The 17,792-nt window shown below is 64.4% G+C and carries 16 protein-coding genes and 1 pseudogene; 9 read left to right on the top strand and 8 right to left on the bottom strand.

The features are described from left to right. The first annotated feature begins 257 nt into the window (after nucleotides 1–257). From B6V76_RS18970 to B6V76_RS18940, 7 genes are all read left to right on the top strand, one after another. Nucleotides 258–1,415 (top strand): ABC transporter substrate-binding protein, encoded by a 1,158-nt coding sequence (locus B6V76_RS18970; RefSeq protein WP_240497907.1) that lies wholly within the window; start codon nucleotides 258–260, stop codon nucleotides 1,413–1,415. 92 nt (nucleotides 1,416–1,507) lie between these two features. Beyond that, nucleotides 1,508–2,362, top strand: a complete 855-nt coding sequence (locus tag B6V76_RS18965; protein ID WP_240497906.1) for a branched-chain amino acid ABC transporter permease — start codon at nucleotides 1,508–1,510, stop codon at nucleotides 2,360–2,362. Nucleotides 2,363–2,365: 3 nt separating this feature from the next. Further along, entirely contained in the window at nucleotides 2,366–3,337 is a 972-nt protein-coding gene (locus B6V76_RS18960) for a branched-chain amino acid ABC transporter permease (protein ID WP_088728237.1), read from the top strand. Next, nucleotides 3,330–4,097: an ABC transporter ATP-binding protein gene (locus tag B6V76_RS18955; RefSeq protein ID WP_088728236.1), complete on the top strand. Its 768-nt coding sequence runs from the start codon at nucleotides 3,330–3,332 to the stop codon at nucleotides 4,095–4,097. Before B6V76_RS18960 ends, B6V76_RS18955 begins: the two co-directional genes overlap by 8 nt. Beyond that, nucleotides 4,094–4,798: an ABC transporter ATP-binding protein gene (locus B6V76_RS18950; protein WP_088728235.1), complete on the top strand. Its 705-nt coding sequence runs from the start codon at nucleotides 4,094–4,096 to the stop codon at nucleotides 4,796–4,798. Before B6V76_RS18955 ends, B6V76_RS18950 begins: the two co-directional genes overlap by 4 nt. Nucleotides 4,799–4,870: 72 nt before the next feature. Continuing rightward, the gene (locus tag B6V76_RS18945) at nucleotides 4,871–5,641 is read left to right on the top strand and encodes an FCD domain-containing protein (protein WP_088728234.1); all 771 of its coding nucleotides are present in this window, start codon (nucleotides 4,871–4,873) and stop codon (nucleotides 5,639–5,641) included. Between the two features lie 85 nt (nucleotides 5,642–5,726). Continuing rightward, complete coding sequence (locus B6V76_RS18940) at nucleotides 5,727–7,139, top strand: amidase family protein (RefSeq protein WP_088728233.1); 1,413 nt, start codon at nucleotides 5,727–5,729, stop codon at nucleotides 7,137–7,139. 984 nt (nucleotides 7,140–8,123) lie between these two features. On the opposite strand, the gene B6V76_RS18935 is transcribed toward B6V76_RS18940, so the two are convergent. The 6 genes from B6V76_RS18935 to B6V76_RS18910 all read right to left on the bottom strand — a co-directional run bounded on the left by B6V76_RS18935 (nucleotide 8,124) and on the right by B6V76_RS18910 (nucleotide 15,108). Continuing rightward, the gene (locus B6V76_RS18935) at nucleotides 8,124–9,962 is read right to left on the bottom strand and encodes an ABC transporter ATP-binding protein (protein WP_088728232.1); all 1,839 of its coding nucleotides are present in this window, start codon (nucleotides 9,960–9,962) and stop codon (nucleotides 8,124–8,126) included. Between the two features lie 3 nt (nucleotides 9,963–9,965). Further along, the gene (locus tag B6V76_RS18930; protein WP_088728231.1) at nucleotides 9,966–10,841 is read right to left on the bottom strand and encodes a metallophosphoesterase; all 876 of its coding nucleotides are present in this window, start codon (nucleotides 10,839–10,841) and stop codon (nucleotides 9,966–9,968) included. A gap of 67 nt (nucleotides 10,842–10,908) precedes the next feature. Further along, on the bottom strand, nucleotides 10,909–12,474 hold the full coding sequence (locus tag B6V76_RS18925; RefSeq protein ID WP_088728230.1) for an ABC transporter substrate-binding protein: 1,566 nt from the start codon (nucleotides 12,472–12,474) through the stop codon (nucleotides 10,909–10,911). A 63-nt stretch (nucleotides 12,475–12,537) separates the two neighbouring features. Further along, nucleotides 12,538–13,419 carry an ABC transporter permease gene (locus tag B6V76_RS18920; protein ID WP_240497905.1) on the bottom strand — a complete coding sequence of 294 codons (882 nt, stop codon included), beginning with the start codon at nucleotides 13,417–13,419 and terminating at the stop codon, nucleotides 12,538–12,540. 4 nt (nucleotides 13,420–13,423) lie between these two features. Beyond that, nucleotides 13,424–14,353, bottom strand: coding sequence for an ABC transporter permease (locus B6V76_RS18915; protein WP_088728229.1), 930 nt, complete (start codon nucleotides 14,351–14,353; stop codon nucleotides 13,424–13,426). After that, nucleotides 14,347–15,108 (bottom strand): HAD family hydrolase, encoded by a 762-nt coding sequence (locus B6V76_RS18910; protein WP_088728228.1) that lies wholly within the window; start codon nucleotides 15,106–15,108, stop codon nucleotides 14,347–14,349. The genes B6V76_RS18915 and B6V76_RS18910 overlap by 7 nt, the downstream gene beginning before the upstream one ends. Nucleotides 15,109–15,275: 167 nt before the next feature. Here B6V76_RS18910 and B6V76_RS18905 point away from each other — a divergent pair, with 167 nt between their 5' ends. Next, nucleotides 15,276–16,178, top strand: coding sequence for a LysR family transcriptional regulator (locus tag B6V76_RS18905; protein WP_088728227.1), 903 nt, complete (start codon nucleotides 15,276–15,278; stop codon nucleotides 16,176–16,178). A gap of 32 nt (nucleotides 16,179–16,210) precedes the next feature. Here B6V76_RS18905 and B6V76_RS18900 read toward each other — a convergent pair whose 3' ends face one another. Beyond that, nucleotides 16,211–16,534, bottom strand: a complete 324-nt coding sequence (locus B6V76_RS18900; RefSeq protein WP_088728226.1) for a hypothetical protein — start codon at nucleotides 16,532–16,534, stop codon at nucleotides 16,211–16,213. A gap of 791 nt (nucleotides 16,535–17,325) precedes the next feature. On the opposite strand from B6V76_RS18900, the pseudogene B6V76_RS18890 reads away from it, so the two are divergent. After that, a pseudogene (locus tag B6V76_RS18890) lies at nucleotides 17,326–17,625 on the top strand (transposase); the annotation flags it as partial. Here B6V76_RS18890 and B6V76_RS18885 read toward each other — a convergent pair. Beyond that, on the bottom strand, nucleotides 17,620–17,792 hold a 173-nt coding region (locus tag B6V76_RS18885), incomplete at its 5' end, for a transposase domain-containing protein (RefSeq protein WP_141104951.1). The pseudogene B6V76_RS18890 and the gene B6V76_RS18885 sit on opposite strands and share 6 nt — an antisense overlap.

The raw sequence follows: 17,792 nt of genomic DNA, 5'->3' as shown, positions 1-17,792 counted from the left end.
TTAGACTACCGGACACGCAGACAGGCAGGCATTCACCGGCCTCCTTTCCGCTTCGGTCTTTTCGCCCGCATTCCCTCACTGCCTTGATGAAAAAACTTGCGACTAACGCGCCCCGGGAAGCATCACGCGTTTGTGATTGAATCTATGCGTATAGATATGATCAACATGAGGAATACAAAAAATCACGACAGGGAAAGACCATGATCACAAGACGCAAGTTTCTGGCGACTTCCGCTCTCGCCTCAGGAGCCCTCGCGATGCCCGGGCTGTCGGGACAGGTTCTGGCGCAAGGCCAAGCCATCACGCTCGCCGTGCCGGTGCCGATCTCGGGCGCATTCGCGGCCAACGGCAAATACGCCGTAATCGGCGCCAAGCTGGCGGCTGACGAGGTCGCTGCGCAGAAGGGTATCGAGGTGAACACGCTCGATCTCGACACCGAGGGCAAGCCCGCGACCGCCGTGCGCAAAGTGCAGGACGCAGCAGCGCAGGATGGCGGCGCGAAGCTGTTCGCGGGCGGCATCCTGTCCTCGGTCTCGCTGGCGATGGGCAAGGAAGCCGAGCGCGCGGGTGGTGTCTTCATGACCACCGCGGGTGCTGACGAGATCACCGGCAAGGACTGCAACAGCGCGACCTTCCGCTGGTCGGTGCCTACCTACGGCGCGATCAACGAGACCGTGCGCCCGCTGATCGACATGCTGCCCGATGCAAAGAAATGGTATACGATCACCCCGCAATATGTCTTCGGCGAAGGGCTTCTGAGCGCCGCCAAGGACGTATTCGAGGAAAAGGGCATTGAGCATGTCGGTAACAGCTACCATTCGCTGAGCGAACGGGAATTCTCGGGCTACCTGACCAACGCGATGGCCGCGCAGCCCGACGTTTTGTTGCTGCTGAACTTCGGCTCGCAATCCTCGGCCACGTTGCGCCAGGCAATCTCCTTCGGGATGAAGCAGCGGATGACCATCGTCATCGCCTGGGCGTCGGGTCTCGAGCAGTTCGAGGAGCTGGGCGCGGATACCTGCGAGGGCGTCTATTTCGGCGCGCAATACTGGCATCAGGCCGATGCACCCGCGAACAAGGCGCTCGTGAAAGCGGTGCAGGAGAAATACGGCTACAACCCGAACTATTCGCTGGCGGGCTCCTACATCATCTCGAAACTTCTGCTCGAAGCTGCCGCAGAGGCTGGCAGCACCGAGGGCGCAGAGGTAGCCAAGGCGCTCGAAGGTCGGAAATACGACGGTCTCACCGGACCGGAAGAAATCCGCGCCGCCGATCATCAGGTGATCAAGAACTACTACCTCCTGAAGGGCAAGGCGAAGGCGGATATGCAGGACAAGGACGATTACGCCGAGATCATCAATTCCGGCCAGTCCTTCCTCGATCCGGAAGCTGCGGGCTGCAAGTTGCCGGCCTGACCAGCCGACAGACCGTAGCCATGCCGATCCGCCGGGAGCTCCCCCCGTCTCCCGGCGGATCCCCTCTACTGCCTTACTGGGAGCGTGTGCCCGTGATCTACCTATTCCAGATCCTCAACGGCATCGGGCTGGGAATGCTGTATTTCCTGCTCGCCGCCGGGCTGAGCATCATTTTCGGCCTGCTGCAATTCGTGAATTTCGCCCATGGCGCCTTCTATCTGCTGGGCGCTTATCTGACCTATGATCTCGTCGAGCGGGGCGTGAGCTTCTGGATCGCGCTGCCGGTGGCGACACTGATCGTGGCGATCGTCGCTGGCGCGATCGAGGCGCTGCTGCTGCACCGGATCTACAAGCTGCCGCACACGTTCCACATCCTCGTGACGGTGGGCATCGCGTTGGTCTTCCAGGAGCTCGCGATCATCATCTGGGGGCCGATCGGCGGCTCCGTCCCCACGCCTGACGGGCTGGGCGGCGTCGTGATGCTGGGCAACTTCATCTACCCGCAATACCGACTGTTCACGATCATCGTGACGGCGGTGATGGCCGCGGGGCTGTGGTGGCTGCTGGAGGGCACGCGGCTGGGGGCAATTGTGCGCGCGGGCTCTGAGTCGGCGTCGAACATGGCGCTCCTCGGCTACAACACGATGCGCATCAACACCGCCGTTTTCGCCTTCGGCGCCGGGCTGGCCGGGCTAGCTGGCGCGCTTGCCGCGCCGATCCGCGGGGTCGAGCCCTTCATGGGGGCCGAGGCGCTGTCGGTGGCCTTCGTCGTTGTCGTGATCGGCGGCATGGGCAGCTATACTGGCGCGCTGGTGGCGGGGCTGATGATCGGCATCATTCAAAGCCTGATGACCACGATCTGGCCGCAAGGCGCGCAGCTCTTCATCTACATCGCGATGGCGGCGGTGATCGCGATCCGCCCGCGCGGTCTCTTGGGGAGGGTCTGAGCGATGCATATCCTTGATACCGCCAAGGTGCAGATCTGCCTCGCGCTGGCGACCGTGCTGATCCTGCCATTCGTGCTCAGTTCGGGCATCCTCGCGACAGAGATTCTGATCTACGCGATGGTCGTTGCCGCCTGTAACCTTCTTCTGGGCTATACTGGGCTTCTGTCTTTCGGGCAGGGCATCTTCTTCGGGTTGGGCACCTATGTCGCGGGGGTTCTGACGACGCGCTGGGGCGTTCCGATCCCGCTCGTGCTACTGGGCGCGGTCGTGCTGGGCGGGCTGGTTGCGACCGCCGTCGGCTGGTTCACGATCCGCCGTCAGGGCGTCTATTTCGTGATGCTAACGCTGGCCTTCGCGCAGATGTTCTATTTTCTCGCCTACACGTTCAGCGACATCACCGGCGGCGATAACGGCCTCCTCGGCGTGCCCCGCCCGCAGATCATGGGACAGGTGCTCGACGGGCCTTGGGCCTATTACACTTTCGTCGCGGTGTTCTTCCTCGTGATCTTCGGGCTGCTGCTGATGGTCACGCGCTCCACTTTCGGGCGCACGCTGCTCGCGATCCGTGAAAACGAAGGTCGCGCCGCTGCGATCGGCTTCCCGGTGCGGCTCTTCAAGATTGAGGCCTTCGCGATCTCGGGTGCGATCACGGCCCTAGGCGGCGCATTGCATGCGCTGCTGATCGGCGTCGCACCGCTTGAGAGCATTAACTACCACACCAGCGAGATGATCCTCGTGATGACGATCATCGGCGGCTCCACGAGCCTCTTCGGGTCGGTCATGGGAGCCGGGTTCTACCTGCTGCTGGCCGATACGCTCTCAGTGATCTGGCCGCGCTGGCTTTTGCTGCTGGGGCTTGTGTTGGTCACAGTCGCGCTGTTCTTCCAGCGCGGGCTCTGGGGGCTGGTCGAGCGCGGCTGGGACGCGCTGGTCGAACGCCGCAAGGTGACGCGGAAGGAGGCTGGCGATGTCTGATATTGCCCTGCAAACCCACGGGCTCGGCGTCCGCTACGGCACCTTCGATGCGCTGAGCGACGTCGATCTGAGCGTGAAGCGGAACTCCGTTCATTCGATCATCGGGCCGAACGGCGCGGGCAAGACGACGATGTTCCACGCGCTCACCGGCACGGTTGCTGCCAGCAGCGGCCGGATCGAGCTGGAGGGCCGTGATGTGACGCGCGCTTCCGACGATGACCGGGTGCGCCTCGGCATCGCGCGCTCGTTCCAGGTCACCAGCCTCTTTCCGGAACTGAGCCTGCACGAGAACCTGCGGCTGGCCGCGCAAGGGCGCACGCCGTGGCAGGCACTGATACCGTGGCGCAGCGCGGAGGCCAGCAAGAGCGTGCTCGAGACCGCCGACGCGGTGATCGAGCGGCTCTCTCTGAGCCATGTCGCGACCCGCGCGGCGGGGGAGCTGTCACACGGCCAGCAGCGCCGCCTCGAGGTCGGCATGGCGATCGCGGCGCGCCCGCGCGTGATCCTGCTCGACGAGCCGACCTCCGGCATGGGGATCGACGATATCGAAGGGATGAAAACGCTGATCCGAGATCTGGGCCGCGATCACACCGTTCTGTTCATCGAGCATAACATGGGCATCGTGATGAACATCTCGGACACGATCACGGTGATGCGTCTGGGCCGCAAGCTGGTCGAAGGCCCGCCCGCCGAGGTGCGCGACAATGCAGAGGTCAAGGCGGCCTATTTGGGCAACATGATCACGGGAGACATCGCATGACGGCGGCGCTTCGACTGACGGATCTGCACAGCTACTACGGAAAGAGCCACATCCTGCAGGGCGTTTCGCTGGAACTTGGAGAGGGCGAAATCGTCACGCTTCTGGGCCGCAACGGCGCAGGCAAAAGCACGACATTGAAAACCGCTGTCGGTGCGGTCACGCCACGCTCGGGCCGGGTGGAGCTGGCCGGGCGCGACGTCACCGGCCAGCCCGCCCATCGGATCGCCAAAGCCGGCGTGTCGCTCGTGCCCGAGGATCGCGGTATCTTCCAGTTGCTGAGCGTCGAGGAAAACCTGCGCATAGCGGTCAATCGCGGCTCGCCTTGGGCCATTGCGGATATCTACAAGATCTTCCCGCGGCTCGAAGAACGCCGGCGCAACGGTGGCGGACAGCTTTCGGGCGGCGAGCAGCAGATGCTGTCCATAGCGCGCGCCTTGCTGGGTGGACCGAAAGTGCTGATGCTCGACGAGCCGGTCGAGGGTCTCGCGCCGATCATTGTCGAGGAGATCGTCTCGCAGATCGGGCTAATCCGCGACGCGGGCGTGCCGATCCTTCTCGTCGAGCAGAACCTCGCCGTGTGCCGCGCTCTGGCCGACCGTCACTACATCCTCGAGATGGGTCGGATCGTCCACGAGGCCAGTGCGACAGAGTTCGCCAGTGATTCCGAGACGATAGATCGCTATCTTGGAGTGAAGGCCTGAAACGGGTCACGGACATAAGGGAACAACGCAGCAGGCGCTTGCGCGCGGCGCAGAGCGTTGGTCAGGGAGCGGATGAGCAAGAACGAAACCCGAGCCAGCGGCGGTCGATTGTCGCGGATCAAGCTGTCGGACCAGATCACCGAGGATATCCGCCGACGCATCTCGCGCGAGGGACTGCATCCGGGAGATCGGCTGCCGAACGAACGCAGCCTGATGGAATATTACGGCTGCTCGAAAGGGACGATCCGCGAGGCGCTCAAAGCGCTGGAGGTGGAAGGGCTGTTGCGCATGGTCTCGGGCCCCAATGGCGGACCCGAGGTGCAGGCGGCTTCGATCGACATCGTGACCCAGCAACTGCGCCGCTATCTGCATTTCCAGAAGCTCGATTTCGCGCAGGTCTACGAACTGCGCGAGACGCTGGAGGTGGTTCTGGCGCGCAACGTGACTCCGCGACTGACCAAGGAGCATCTGGCGCGACTGGAGCAGAACATCGCGGATTGCGATGCGGCCAACGCCGCGCAGGACCGCGAGCGGGTGCGCGCGCTCGAGACCGAATTTCACGACATTCTGTGCGAGGCCTCGGACAACGTGATGCTGATCTTCATGTGCCGCTTCCTCAATTCGATGCTGCGCGATCTGGTCAGTTACCGCTCCGAGGCGATGCCCGAGCACGAGGATTTCGGCGAGCACAATGTCGATGCGCATCGGCAACTTCTCGCGGCGTTCCGGGCGCGCGATGCCGATGCGGCGGCGCGACTGATGGGCGAGCATATGGCGTGCGCCGCCTCCTTCATGGGCAAGCTCGACGCCTCCTTCCACATGGATCGCATGCTGTCGCGTTGACCGAACCCCGCAGTTTGCATCCCCGCAGGGCTTGCCGCTTTGCCACAGCCCCGATGCCCTATTTTTCAAGACTGGAGTTTCCGAAATGAACGACACCGCCGAACCCGCTCTCTGGTCCCTGGGCGCCACGCAAATCGCGGCGCTCGTGCGGTCGCGTCAGGTGAGCGCGCGCGAGGTGGCGCAGGCGGGGCTTTCGCGGCTCGAGGCGGTGAACCCTGCGATCAACGCGGTTGTCGAGTGCCGGCCCGAGGAGACGCTGGCCGCGGCGGAGGCGGTCGATGCCCGCATCGCGCGCGGCGAAGACCCGGGGCCGCTGGCCGGGGTGCCGGTGACGATCAAAGTGATCGTGGACCAGCGCGGCTATGCGACGACGAACGGGCTGACCTCGCAGAAGGACCTGATCGCGAAGACCGACAACCCGGTGGTCGCGAACTTGCTGGGCGCCGGGGCAGTCAGCCTCGGGCGCTCCAATACGCCCGCCTTCAGCTACCGCTGGTTCACCAACAACCTGCTGCATGGCCACACCTACAATCCGCGGCGCAAGGACCTGACGCCGGGCGGATCGTCGGGCGGTGCTGGCGCTGCGGTTGCGGCCGGGATCGGGGCGATTGCGCATGGCACGGATATCGCGGGCTCGGTCCGCTACCCGGCCTATGCCTGCGGCGTGCATGGGCTGCGTCCCAGCTTCGGGCGTATCGCGGCGCATAATTCCAGCGGGGCGGAGCGCGATATAGGCGGGCAGCTGATGGCGACCTCCGGGCCGCTCGCGCGCTCGGTCGGGGATCTGCGGCTCGCTTTCACCGCGATGGCCAAGCCCGATCCGCGCGACATCTGGTCGGTGCCCGCGCCGCTGCACGGACCTGCGGTGGATCGGCGCGCGGCGCTATGCCTGCGGCCCGATGGCGCGCGGACCGATCCCGCGCTGGAACAGAGCCTCTTGCAATCCGCCGTGAAGCTTCGCGCCGCTGGCTGGATCGTGGACGAGCTCGACGCGCTACCGCCGATCGCCGAGGCCGCGCGGATGCAGGTCACGCTTTGGCTGGGCCATGACTATCCCGGCAAGCTTGCGGCGGCGCAAGCCGAGGGTGATCCGGGTGCGCTTCGCGTTCTGGAAGGCCAGGCCGAGTTCATCGGCTCCCTCGCCCCCGACGCGATCCCGCGCGCGCTGATCCGCCGGGCCGAAATCGCGCGGGAATGGGCGCTCTTCCTCGAGCGCTACCCGCTGGTGCTGCTGCCGCCGAGTTCTGAACTACCCTTCTCCGATAATCTCGACCTGGGAAGCGACGCCGATTTTCGCCGCGTCTGGGACGCACAGAACGCGATGGTGGGCCTGCCAATAACCGGGCTGCCGGCGTTTTCGCTGGCAACTGGGGCCACGCCCGAAGGCGCGCCGCTCGGTATCCAGATGGTGGCAGGGCGGTTCCGCGAAGACGTGCTCTTCGACGCCGCGACAGAGATCGAGGCGCGCTCCGCCCCGGTCGAGATCGCGCTATGTTAACCGCGGGATAGATGGCTCTTTGCGCTGTAGGGCCAGACGGCAGCCTCTTTGGGATATCGACCGGCAAGAGGGCTTTATCGCCCGGCTTGTCGCTCATTCCCGCAGGGCGAGATGCCGTATCGAATGGGAAATGCGATCGATCAGGTCCTGCTCCTCTGCGAGATTCGCGCCTTCCGAGAATGCACGATGGCGAGCTTTGAGTGGGCCGGATGGGAGGAGGTAGTCCTCTATCGCCCAGCTTCTCCTGATCGACATAGGCCGGGATATGACTCAGCCGATAGCCACGTGCGCGTTGGCTCCGCGCTTTCGAGAGAGTGCAGGTTTGCAGACGGGTCGACGCGGCCCGAGGATTGGAGCGCGCCAGATCGGCGGGAGAGTTTGCAAGATCTTTCATGGGACCCAGTGTCCCTCGCCGACCTGAAAATTCCGGTCAGAAAATTCCAGGCTCCGCATCGGAGAGAGTTTGGAGTGGCTGACCTACTAGGGATAACTTTTCCGGAGAGGAAAATTTCGCACTGATCTCTCCGGGAATTGAACCGCTTGCAGCGGGGGTTTTCTACGTTGCTTTCTCGGCCGCCCCTATCCCATGTCGAAGGCATTATAATCCTAGGCAGCGCGGAGGCCGGTGCTTGCACGGCCCGCCACCACTAGGTTCAGCTCAACGCCGCCGCTGAGCGCGACACCGCCGGGCGCGCCTTGGCGCATCGCTTTCAAGACGCCAGGATCCTTCTCGCTGGCGGCAACGGTGCCCCGGCGCGATCGGGAACAAGGCCCCGATCACGCTGACGAAATCGGGGGGCGTCACCAGCCCGTCACCCTGAGCAAAGCCGGGAAACTCTGCCTAAGGGCGGTAGAGCTCTGGGGTGCGGATCACTCTTCTCGCTGTTCCTGAAGGCGCTGGACGAAAGTTCCGTGGCAGAACAGTTCCAGCAGCGTCGATCTGGGTAACCTTGCGCCCAGCGCCCACGACAAGTGGCGCCGCTGCTAGATCACCATACTCCCGACGCCTTCGCGCATAGCTTCATGCGGGGCCTCTGACGCGGCGCGCGTCATCGACTGGTAGGCCATCAGCTCGACCGTGTCGCGGATGGCGACGAAATGTCCCTCACCCACTTCGCGGAGCGCGATACGCTCGGGATCGATATCACGCGGAAGCAAAAGCTTCGGCGTTTTCAGGTCGGCTGCGCGCCCGCGCGGAAGCGGTCTGCGCTGCGGGTCCGGATGCGGCACCGCCGACAGCAGTCGTCGGGTATAGGGATGCAACGGGTTCTTCAGCACGGAGTCGGTCGGCCCGGTTTCGACGACCTGCCCCGCCCACATCACGGCGATGCGGTGGCTGACGCGTTCGACGACTGCAATGTCATGGGAGATGAAGAGGAAAGAGACACCCTCTTCCTTCTGCAGCTTGGCGATCAGATCGGTGATCTGGCGCGCGACCGATACGTCGAGCGCCGAAACTGCCTCATCCGCGACGATGATCGCCGGTTTGACCGAGAGCGCGCGGCAGATGCAGAGCCGCTGGCGCTGCCCGCCGGAGAACTGGTGCGGGTAGCGATCCATCGCGGCGGCTTCCAGCCCGACCCGCTCCAGAAGCGCGCCCGCCATCGCACGCCGCTCGGCGCGCGTCATCGGGTTACGGATATGGGCAGGCTCGGTGATCAGATCGTAGACCGGAAGCCGCGGGTTGAGGCTGGCATAGGGATCCTGGAAGACCATCTGCATCTTTCCGCGCAGCGGGCGCAGTTCCTGCGCCGTCAGGCCGGTCAGGGTCTGCCCGCTCAGCCGGACCCGCCCGCCAGACGCTGCCTCGAGCCCGAGCAAGGTCCGCGCCAGGGTGGACTTGCCGCAGCCGGATTCCCCCACCAGCCCCAGCGTTTCTCCGCGCCCGAGGGTCAGCGAAACCTCATTGACCGCGTGATAATCGAGCGCGGGCCGTCCCGGAGCAGCACGGCGCACCGGGAAACGGACAGACAGCCGATCGACTTCGAGGAGCGGCGCATCGGCGCTGAGCGGCCGTTTCGGCGCCCCCGCGCCCAGCATCGGCGTCGCCGCCATCAGGTTTCGGGTGTATTCGGCCTGCGGAGCGGCGAAGATCTGCCCGACCGGACCGGTTTCCACCTGCTCGCCGCGACACAGCACCACGACGCGGTCGGCGATCTCGGCCACCACCCCCATGTCGTGGGTGATGAACAGCACGGCCATACCGCTCTCTTCCTGCAGCTCTTTGATCAGCGACAGGATCTCCGCTTGCGTCGTCACATCGAGCGCGGTCGTCGGCTCATCGGCGATCAGCAGATCGGGCTGGCAAGCCAGCGCCATCGCGATCATGACGCGCTGCCGCAGACCGCCTGACAGCTCGTGCGGATATTGCACCAATCGCCGCTCGGGTTCGGGGATTTTGACCCGTTCGAAGGCGGCGCGGGCCGCTGCCAGCGCCGCCTTGCGGTCCAACCCCTGATGCAGGCGCAAGACTTCTGCCACCTGTTCGCCAAGGTGCATCACCGGGTTGAGCGCGGTCATCGGCTCCTGAAAGATCATCGAGATCCGGTTGCCGCGCACCTGCTGCATCTCGCGTTCCTCGAGCGCCGTGATCTCGACCGGCGTGTCGCCGTTGAGATCGATGCGCCCGCCGGTCAGGCGCCCACCCTCGCGTTCGATCAGGCGCATCAGCGCCAGCGCGGTGGCGGATTTGCCCGAGCCGGACTCCCCCACCAGCGCGACGGTCTCGCCGCGTGCGATGTCGAAGCTGAGCCCCGACAGCGCGGTGTGGGAGCCGAAAGCGAGGCTCAGGTTCTGGACTGACAGAAGCGGTGCGCGGCTCATGGATCAACTCGCGGCTGCGGCAGCGCGGCGGACGCGTGCCTCGGGGTGGTCGGCGAAGGACGGCAGCGGGGGCGTCCAGCGGCGATGGCGGGGGGTGGTCTCGAAGGAGAACGGATCGTCGCCCACGACCTCCCAGCGGAAGCTGTCGCCCAGTTCGATCATCCCCATCGCCCCAGCGGGTTCGCCCTCGGTGGTGAAGCTCTCGGTCAGCGATTGCTGGGTCAGATGGGTGATGCCGTCGACCGTGGTGAGGGTGTTCCAATGCACGTGACCGGCAAGACAGACGACCGGCACCTTCGCACGCGAAAGCGCGGCACGGGCGCGCTCGGCCATCGGATAGGTCGAGCTGGCGGGGTTGTTCTCGAAATAGTAGTTGCCCAGCTGCGAATGGCCCGAGATCGGCACGTGGCTCACCACGAGCGTCGGACGATCACTCGCCTGCATGGTGCGCGAGAGCCAGATCACGTCGGGCTCGGTCAGCACGAAGCCGGAATAGTCGGGCATCCGGCGGATACGCGTATCGGCGCGCCACAGGACGATGCGCCAGCCTCCGATATCGACCACCCCGTGATCGAGCGTCTGCCCGAGGATCCCTTCGTTATCCGAGACCTCCAGGTGATCGCGATCATGGTTGCCATTGAGATGCAGGATCGGGGCTTCGACGGCGCGGAAGCCCTCGGCCACCTCGGCCTCAAGCCGCAGGTCGGTGTCGCGGTTCTCATCCGAGATCCGGTCCCCGAGATCGAGCACAAGATCGGCGCCGGCGTCGCGAACGTAACGGGCGAAGTCTTCCATCAGGGGCAGCGCCATGTCGCCGCGCTTCGCGGTCGAGGGTTTGCCATGGTGGATGTCGGTGACGATGGCGATACGGGTGGACATGCTGAAACTTTCCAAAGAGTGGGGAAGGTGCCCGCCGCCGCGCGCAAGCGGCGACGGGCGGGAAGCGTTAGTTGGAGGCGAAGGAGATCGCCCCGGCGCGGAAGTCGAGCACATAGGGGATATGGCCGGGCTTCGGCGCCCAGGCGATATCCTTGCGCATCGCCCAGCTCTCATAGGGACGATAGAGCGGCAGCACCGGCGGGTCCTGCTTGATGCGATCCATCAGCTCGGCATAAGCGGCGCGACGATCCGCGACATCCTTGGAGAAGCGGAACTTGTCCCAGGTCTTGCGATAGGCTTCGTCGGTGGTGAAACGGCCTTCCGATTCGGAGGCCGCATCCGGAGCCCACATCACGCCGAACGAGCCGAAGGGGTCCGCGAAATACATCGGGTTCGACCAGTTGCGGGTCATCATGTCCTTGCTGTTGCCGGTCCATTTCTCCGCGACATTCACCTTGCCCTTGATGCCGACCTGCGCCCACATCTCGACGATGGCCTGCGCGGCCAGAAGACCGTTGGTGTAATAGACCGGGTCGGTGTCATAGGTGATCTCGAACCCGTCATAGCCAGCTTCCTTCAGAAGTTCGCGGGCCTTCTCGGGGTTGTATTCGAAGGTCTTCAGCTCCGGCATATAGAGATCGCCGTATTCCTTCATCGTGTGGGTCGAGGGAACGACGGCCTTGCCCAGCCAGAGCGCCTCGTTCAGCGCCTCGCGGTCGATGGCGAGGCTGAGCGCCTGACGGATGCGCGGGTCACGCAGCTTGGGATGGTTGGTGTTCATGATCATGACGTGGAACAGCGGCGTGACGCTGCCCGCGGCCTTGATGCTCGGATCGGCTTCGATCAGCGACAGCTGGTCGGGTGCGACATTGGTGATCATGTCGACTTCGCCGGTCTTCAGCGCGGTGATCCGCGATGCGGTTTCCGGGATATGGATCACGGAGACCTTTTCCAGCGGCGCCTTGTCGCCCCAGAAATTGTCGAAGCGGGTATAGACCACACGCTCGCCGGGGCTGAACTCGCTGATCGCATAGGGACCGGTGCCGACCGGAGCCATCGAGAAGGCTTCGTAATCGCTGTCCTCGGCGACGTTCGGATCGCCGGTCAGGCCCTTGGTGTAGTCTTCGGGGATGATCATGACCTGCTGCAGGTTCACGAGCGTTTCCCAAAGCGGCTCTTCGCGCTTCACCGTGATGCGGACGGTGTAATCGTCGACCTTCTCGGCTTTCTCGAAGTTGTTCAGACGGTCCTTCGAGCGCACCATATAGGGCGGGAACATGGCCTGATACATGCGGTTGAGCGAGAAGACCACGTCATCGGCGGTCATCGCTTCGCCGTTCTGGAAGGTCACGCCCTGACGGAGCTTGAACTCCATGACCTTGGGCGAAACGAGGTTCCATTCGGTCGCCAGACCGGGGCGCCATTCGCCGCCGATCTTCTCGTGATCCTTGTCGATCAGCGTGTCGAAGGTGTTGTAGTAGAACTGCGAGCCGACATTCGAGTGGTCGCGGCCGGGGTCGAGATATTTGGCGACATTGGCAGCGCCGACTTTCAGTTCGCGGGCCTGAGCCCCCGTGACGCCAGCGGCAGCGATGCCGGCGGCAAGAGCGGTGGAAACGAGCAGTCTGAGCATGGGTCTCTCCATTGCAGGGTTTGACGACGGGCGCTTGCGGCCTTCTGTTCTTGTTGCGGGGTGTCAGCGTGCGCGCAGGCGCACGTCGACGCTGTCGCGTAACCAGTCGCCGACCACCTGGACGGCGAAGGTCAGCAACACGATCAGCGCGGCGGGGACGATGACGATCCAAGGGGCGGTCGGCATGTAGTCGCGACCGATGCCGACCATCGAGCCAAGCGTCGCGGTGGGCGGCTGCACGCCGAGGCCGAGGAAGGACAGCGTGCTTTCCAGCAGCACGATATTCGACAGCGACAGCGTGAACTGGACCACCAGCGGCGAGACGATATTGGGCAGCAGGTGGGTGAAGGCGATGCGTCGCGGACTGGCGCCGGCGGCGCGGGCGGCCTCGATGAAGGGCAGATGCATCAGGCGCCGCACGTCGCCGCGCACGATCCGGGCATATTGCTCCCAGCCGGCGAGACCGAGGACGATGACCATCACCTGAAGCGAACTGCCGAAGATCGCCAGCGTGAACAGCGCGATCAGCGTGAAGGGCACCGCGATCTGGGTATCGACCGCCGACATGATTCCAGCATCGGTGCGTCCGCCAACCACGCCAGCCAGCAGCCCGAGCAGCCCGCCGACGAGAAGGCCCAACAGCGCTCCGAGGAATGCCAGCATCAGGGTCAGGCGCAATCCGTGCAGGCTGCGCGACAAGACATCCCGGCCCAGCTCGTCCGTGCCCAGCGGATAGGCGATCTTCGCGCGCTCGAAGCCGATCGGCGGACGCAGCCGCGAGAGCAGGCTTTGCGCATTGGGATCATGCGGCGCGATCGACGGGCCGAGAATGGCGATGAACAGCAGCGCGAACCCAACCGCGAAGGCGATCTTCTGGATCATGTTCGTGCCGGTCCAGAGGCGGCGCAGGGCCGAAGGCGCGGGCAGATTGAGGGCCATGGTCATCGGATCACCCTTTGAGTTGATGGCGCAGGCGCGGATCGGCCCAGGCGTAGGCAAGGTCGATGGCGGCGTTGATGAGGATGACGGCGATGGCGACGGTGATGACCCCGAACTGGAGCACCGGGTAGTCGCGCCGTATCGCCGAGGAGACGAGCAGGTCGCCGATGCCAGGCCAGGCGAAGATCGATTCCACCACCACCGAGCCGGAGGCAGCGAGTCCCGCGATCTGAAGACCGATCACCGACAGCAGCGTGATCGAGGCGTTGCGCAACCCGTGGCGCAGGATCACTGCCCGCTCTGGCAGCCCCTTGGCGCGGGCGGTGCGCATGAAGTCCTGCCCCAGCACGTCGAGCATGGCGTTGCGGGTGAAGCGCGTGAGCGCGGCGATCAGCACGCCCGACATCGCCAGCGTCGGCATGATGAAATGCAAAGGCGTTCCGTTGCCCACCACCGGCAACCAGTTGAGCCAGTAGGCAAAGACCAACACCATCACCACGGCGAGGATGAAGTTGGGCACCGCGTAGCCGAGGAAGGCCACGACCATCGCCGCGCTGCCGAGCCAGTGCTTGCGCCAGATCGCGGCGATCACACCCAGTGGCAGCGACACCACGAGCGTGAGCCCGACCGCCGACAGGAGGAGCTGCGCCGAAGGCCACAAGCGCTCCGCCACGATCTCGATCACGGGTCGGCGCTCGATGAAGGAGAGGCCGAAATTCCCATCAAGGAAGGCACGCAGGAAGGCGAAGTATTGGTCCCAGAGCGACTGATCAAGCTCGTAATAGCGGATCAGGATCTCGCGGTCTTCTTGGGTCATGCCCTCGCCCGCGAGGAAATCGATCGCGTTGCCGGACAGACGCGTGGCGAAGAACACCAGGGTGACGATGACGAAGAAGGTCAGCGCCATTCGGACGAGGGTGCGCAGGGTGTAGCTCAGCATGTCACGATCTCCTGGGCGAGGGTCACGCCACCCGGCCGGGCGAGCAGGACGAACTCGACCCCTGCGGCCGCCGCCGCGCGCCCGTCCGTTTCGGGCGTGTCGCCGAGAAAGACCGCACCACTAGGTGCAACGCCGGCGCGCGACAGCGCCGCATGGACCAGATCGGGCGCAGGCTTGGCGAGGCTCGATGCGGTGGCGGCGGGCACTGCGGCGCGCGCCGCGGCCCAAAGCGCACCGGTTTCGGGACGGGGCGTGCCGTCCGGGCCGGGATGGAACGTGTCGGGATTGCTCAGCAGCACCGGCAGGCCTCGCGCGGCCATCGCGGTGAGTTCCGTTAGGTCGGCGAAGCTGAAACCGGTGTCGCGCGCCAGCAGCACCAGCTCGGGCTGCACGCGGTCGGGCACCAGCCCCAGCTGGCGCGCCAGGGCCACAAGCGGCGGCGCGGCGAAGAGCGCGACGCGGGCACCGGGGTGACGGCGCTGCAGATTGCGAAGCGTTTCCTCCCCTGCCAGCACCATGCGTTCGGCGGCCACCGCGAGCCCCATCAGGCCGAGCCGGGCCGACAGGTGCTCCGCCGTGTCTGTGGAATTGTTCGAGACGACCCAAAGCCGCTCACCGCAGCGCGCGATCAGCTCGGGCACGCCGGGCAGCACGCGGTCTCCAGCAATCAGGCAGCCATCGAGATCGGCCAGGATCGCGGCGCGTTCGAGGAGCGGCCCTGACAGGAACTCGGACAATCCGACAGGCTGGGTCATGGGCAAATCCTCTCCGTTCGGGGCCTCGGCCCCGTTCGCGCAATGCGCGTCAGTTCATGCGGTGATGGGGCGTCGCCCCGGATTGCTCACGGTTTGACGAGTTTCTGTGACGTGGATGTTACATCTGCAAGCTAAGCCGTCGGATGATGAAAGCTTCGGTTGGATCCATGGCGAGCGCCCTGTCGCTTTCCCGCCTGCGCTCGGTGACTGCGGTCGCCGAGGAGGGGTCTTTTTCGGCGGCCGCACGCCGGCTGGGCGTGTCGCATTCCGCAGTCGCGCAGCAGATTCGCGACCTCGAGACCGCCTTCGGCGTGCGACTGTTCGACAAGCTCAACGGAACCCTCTGCGCGACGCCGCTATGCGAGCAGCTTTGCGACATCGGCGCCCGGATGCGCGAGGCCGAACATGACGCGCTGCGCATCCTCGAACGCCGGGGCCCGACTGGCAGACGCAGGCTGCGCGTCGGGCTGGGCAATTCCATGCCGGGCATCGCGATCGTCCACCAGCTTCTGCGCCAGCACCCTTCCCTGACCGTCTCGGTGGAAAGCGGCTCGCATCAGGACATCCTCGCGGCCTTGCTGCGGCGCGAGGTGGATGTCGCAGTGTTGCCCGATCTGCCGAACGATCGCCGGTTCCGCACCGCGCGCGTGCTCTCGCAAGAGGTGGTGGGCATCGTCGCCGCGGACAGCCCGACGGGATTGCGCGACGAGGTCAGCCTCGAAGACCTGGCGCGGCTGCCGCTGATCTTCCGCTCGCAGGGATCCTCGACGCAAAAAGTCGTCGACCGCGCCTTCCGCGCCGCCGGCCTGTCCCCCGAGCCGCAGCTGATCGCAGACACCCGCGACGCCGTCTATGAGGCGGTGGCCCTCGGCATCGGTGTCGGCTTCATGTGGCGCTTCGGCACTTACCGAAACGATACCGTGCGGCGGCTGCGGATCCAGGACATCCGATCGACGGTGGACGAGGTCGTGTTCGCCCTGAAGGACGAAAGAAACGAGCTGATCGAACTGTTCTTCAACGCCGCCGGCCAGATCGATCCAGCCGGTGCTGCGGGCGCTGAGATCAAGTGAGAATAGGTGTGCCGACGCCTAAGTGACTTGGCCTAGATCTCCGCCACGACGCTCTCGGGAAAGAGGTGGCCTGTTCCACGTCTCTTCGCGTTGCCGTGGTCTTTGCGCATCAGGAACAGGGCATTGAGCCACTGCTTTCTGGCGATCTCCAACCCTTTCAAACTCGGGCGGTTCGTCGAGCAACACAAGAGCTGACGCCTCAGCGTTAAGCGAGGTGGGTCATCCTGCGCCTCGAAAGGAAGCAAAGCCATCTCGAGTGCTCCGCTTTTCTGCAGTCTTCCACCGCAGAATTCTTCTCGCCAACTCTTCGTCGCCTCGTCATGCTCGCCCAACAGCTTCACAAAAGGGCCCGGCATTTTGAAGCCTCATGGCCCTGTGACACGGTAGGTCCGCCTGCGTCCGCCGGAGGCCTCACCGCCGCCAGCAAACCGGCACGGCGACACTTCAGACACAGAGCTGCCTTGCCCTATCCTCCCTTTCACCTTCAGGACGCGACCAAGTCGATTGAGACAAAGTTCAACGAATGGCACGGCACCCTAAAGTGCGACGTAAACGTATATCGCAATGACGAAAATTGAGGCCGCGACCACAACCGCTATGTTCGCACGCCTTTCAAGTGTCTCTAATGTTCTGCGTTGCAACTCGAGACGCGCGAATGCGTTCTCGGCACTGTCAGGGTCAGCACGAGAGATGAGAAGCTCCAACTCCTTGTCGCTTAGGTTCACGAGCTTCTCCGTATGGATCTCCGGGTCGTTGTTGTTATTTTCCTTCCTCACTTTCTTTCCTTTCCCAGAAATGTTGCTCGGCGGATAATTTGCGACCAGACGCGCCTCTACCGTGCGCATGCCTTCGTTCAGGACCCGCGTGAGACCAGAGTCTCGCTGGACCAATACGGCTGCGCTGTATGATGGCTACACCGCAACGGGACAGCCTCCGTTGTGCCGGCGTGAGCAATTTTGGGCGCCAATTCGAGGCCAAAATTGAGTGCCGCTGGACACGCGGGGCGGCCTCTTTGCCACCCTTCAGAATCGGTTCTGAATAGCCCCGTGTATCGTGGACGCCTTCTTTGCTAATTTTAAGGCAAGGAGGCCATGATGAGCAGCGACCCGCGTTCAGCGACGATTTCAAAAGAGATGCCGTCGCGTAGATCACGGAGAGGGGCTACCCGGTCAGGGAGGTGGCCGAGCGCTTGGGCGTGAGCCAATACTCTCTCTACTCCTGGAAGAAGACGTTCGCGAAGGCGTCATCCGGCGACGCTGAGAAGGAAGCCGAGATCCGACGGCTCAAGCGTGAGCTCCTGAGAGTGACGGAGGAGCGGGACATTCTAAAAAAGGCGACCGCGTATTTCGCCAGGGATGCCAAGTGAGATACGCGTTCGTGGCCGAGCATCGCGGGCAGTTCTCTATTCGGGCGTAAGCGGCGGCTGCATCCCACCTCAGGTTCAGCTTGATGGCTTGAAGTTCCACGGGAGAAGTTCATCGATGCGGCCCTGCGGATGGCCGGCGGCGATGGCCTCGAGGGTGGCCTTGAGATAGTTGAAGGGCTCGACGCCGTTGATCTTTGCGGTCTCGATGAGCGATGCGATGCGTCCCCAAGCGCGCCCGCCTTCGTCAT

It is taken from the genome of Thioclava sp. IC9 (assembly GCF_002213225.1).
Taxonomy (GTDB): Bacteria; Pseudomonadota; Alphaproteobacteria; order Rhodobacterales; family Rhodobacteraceae; genus Thioclava; species Thioclava nitratireducens.
This window is presented reverse-complemented; position numbering and strand designations above follow the sequence as displayed.

Bases quoted from the DNA above. Each gene is read 5' to 3' on its own strand.
- B6V76_RS18960 (WP_088728237.1), top strand. From the start codon at position 2,366: ATGCATATCCTTGATACCGCCAAGGTGCAGATCTGCCTCGCGCTGGCG.
- B6V76_RS18910 (WP_088728228.1), bottom strand. From the start codon at position 15,108: ATGACCCAGCCTGTCGGATTGTCCGAGTTCCTGTCAGGGCCGCTCCTC.
- B6V76_RS18920 (WP_240497905.1), bottom strand. From the start codon at position 13,419: ATGACCATGGCCCTCAATCTGCCCGCGCCTTCGGCCCTGCGCCGCCTC.
- B6V76_RS18915 (WP_088728229.1), bottom strand. From the start codon at position 14,353: ATGCTGAGCTACACCCTGCGCACCCTCGTCCGAATGGCGCTGACCTTC.
- B6V76_RS18945 (WP_088728234.1), top strand. From the start codon at position 4,871: ATGAGCAAGAACGAAACCCGAGCCAGCGGCGGTCGATTGTCGCGGATC.
- B6V76_RS18925 (WP_088728230.1), bottom strand. From the start codon at position 12,474: ATGCTCAGACTGCTCGTTTCCACCGCTCTTGCCGCCGGCATCGCTGCC.
- B6V76_RS18900 (WP_088728226.1), bottom strand. From the start codon at position 16,534: ATGCCGGGCCCTTTTGTGAAGCTGTTGGGCGAGCATGACGAGGCGACG.
- B6V76_RS18955 (WP_088728236.1), top strand. From the start codon at position 3,330: ATGTCTGATATTGCCCTGCAAACCCACGGGCTCGGCGTCCGCTACGGC.
- B6V76_RS18970 (WP_240497907.1), top strand. From the start codon at position 258: ATGCCCGGGCTGTCGGGACAGGTTCTGGCGCAAGGCCAAGCCATCACG.
- B6V76_RS18950 (WP_088728235.1), top strand. From the start codon at position 4,094: ATGACGGCGGCGCTTCGACTGACGGATCTGCACAGCTACTACGGAAAG.
- B6V76_RS18940 (WP_088728233.1), top strand. From the start codon at position 5,727: ATGAACGACACCGCCGAACCCGCTCTCTGGTCCCTGGGCGCCACGCAA.
- B6V76_RS18930 (WP_088728231.1), bottom strand. From the start codon at position 10,841: ATGTCCACCCGTATCGCCATCGTCACCGACATCCACCATGGCAAACCC.
- B6V76_RS18935 (WP_088728232.1), bottom strand. From the start codon at position 9,962: ATGAGCCGCGCACCGCTTCTGTCAGTCCAGAACCTGAGCCTCGCTTTC.
- B6V76_RS18905 (WP_088728227.1), top strand. From the start codon at position 15,276: ATGGCGAGCGCCCTGTCGCTTTCCCGCCTGCGCTCGGTGACTGCGGTC.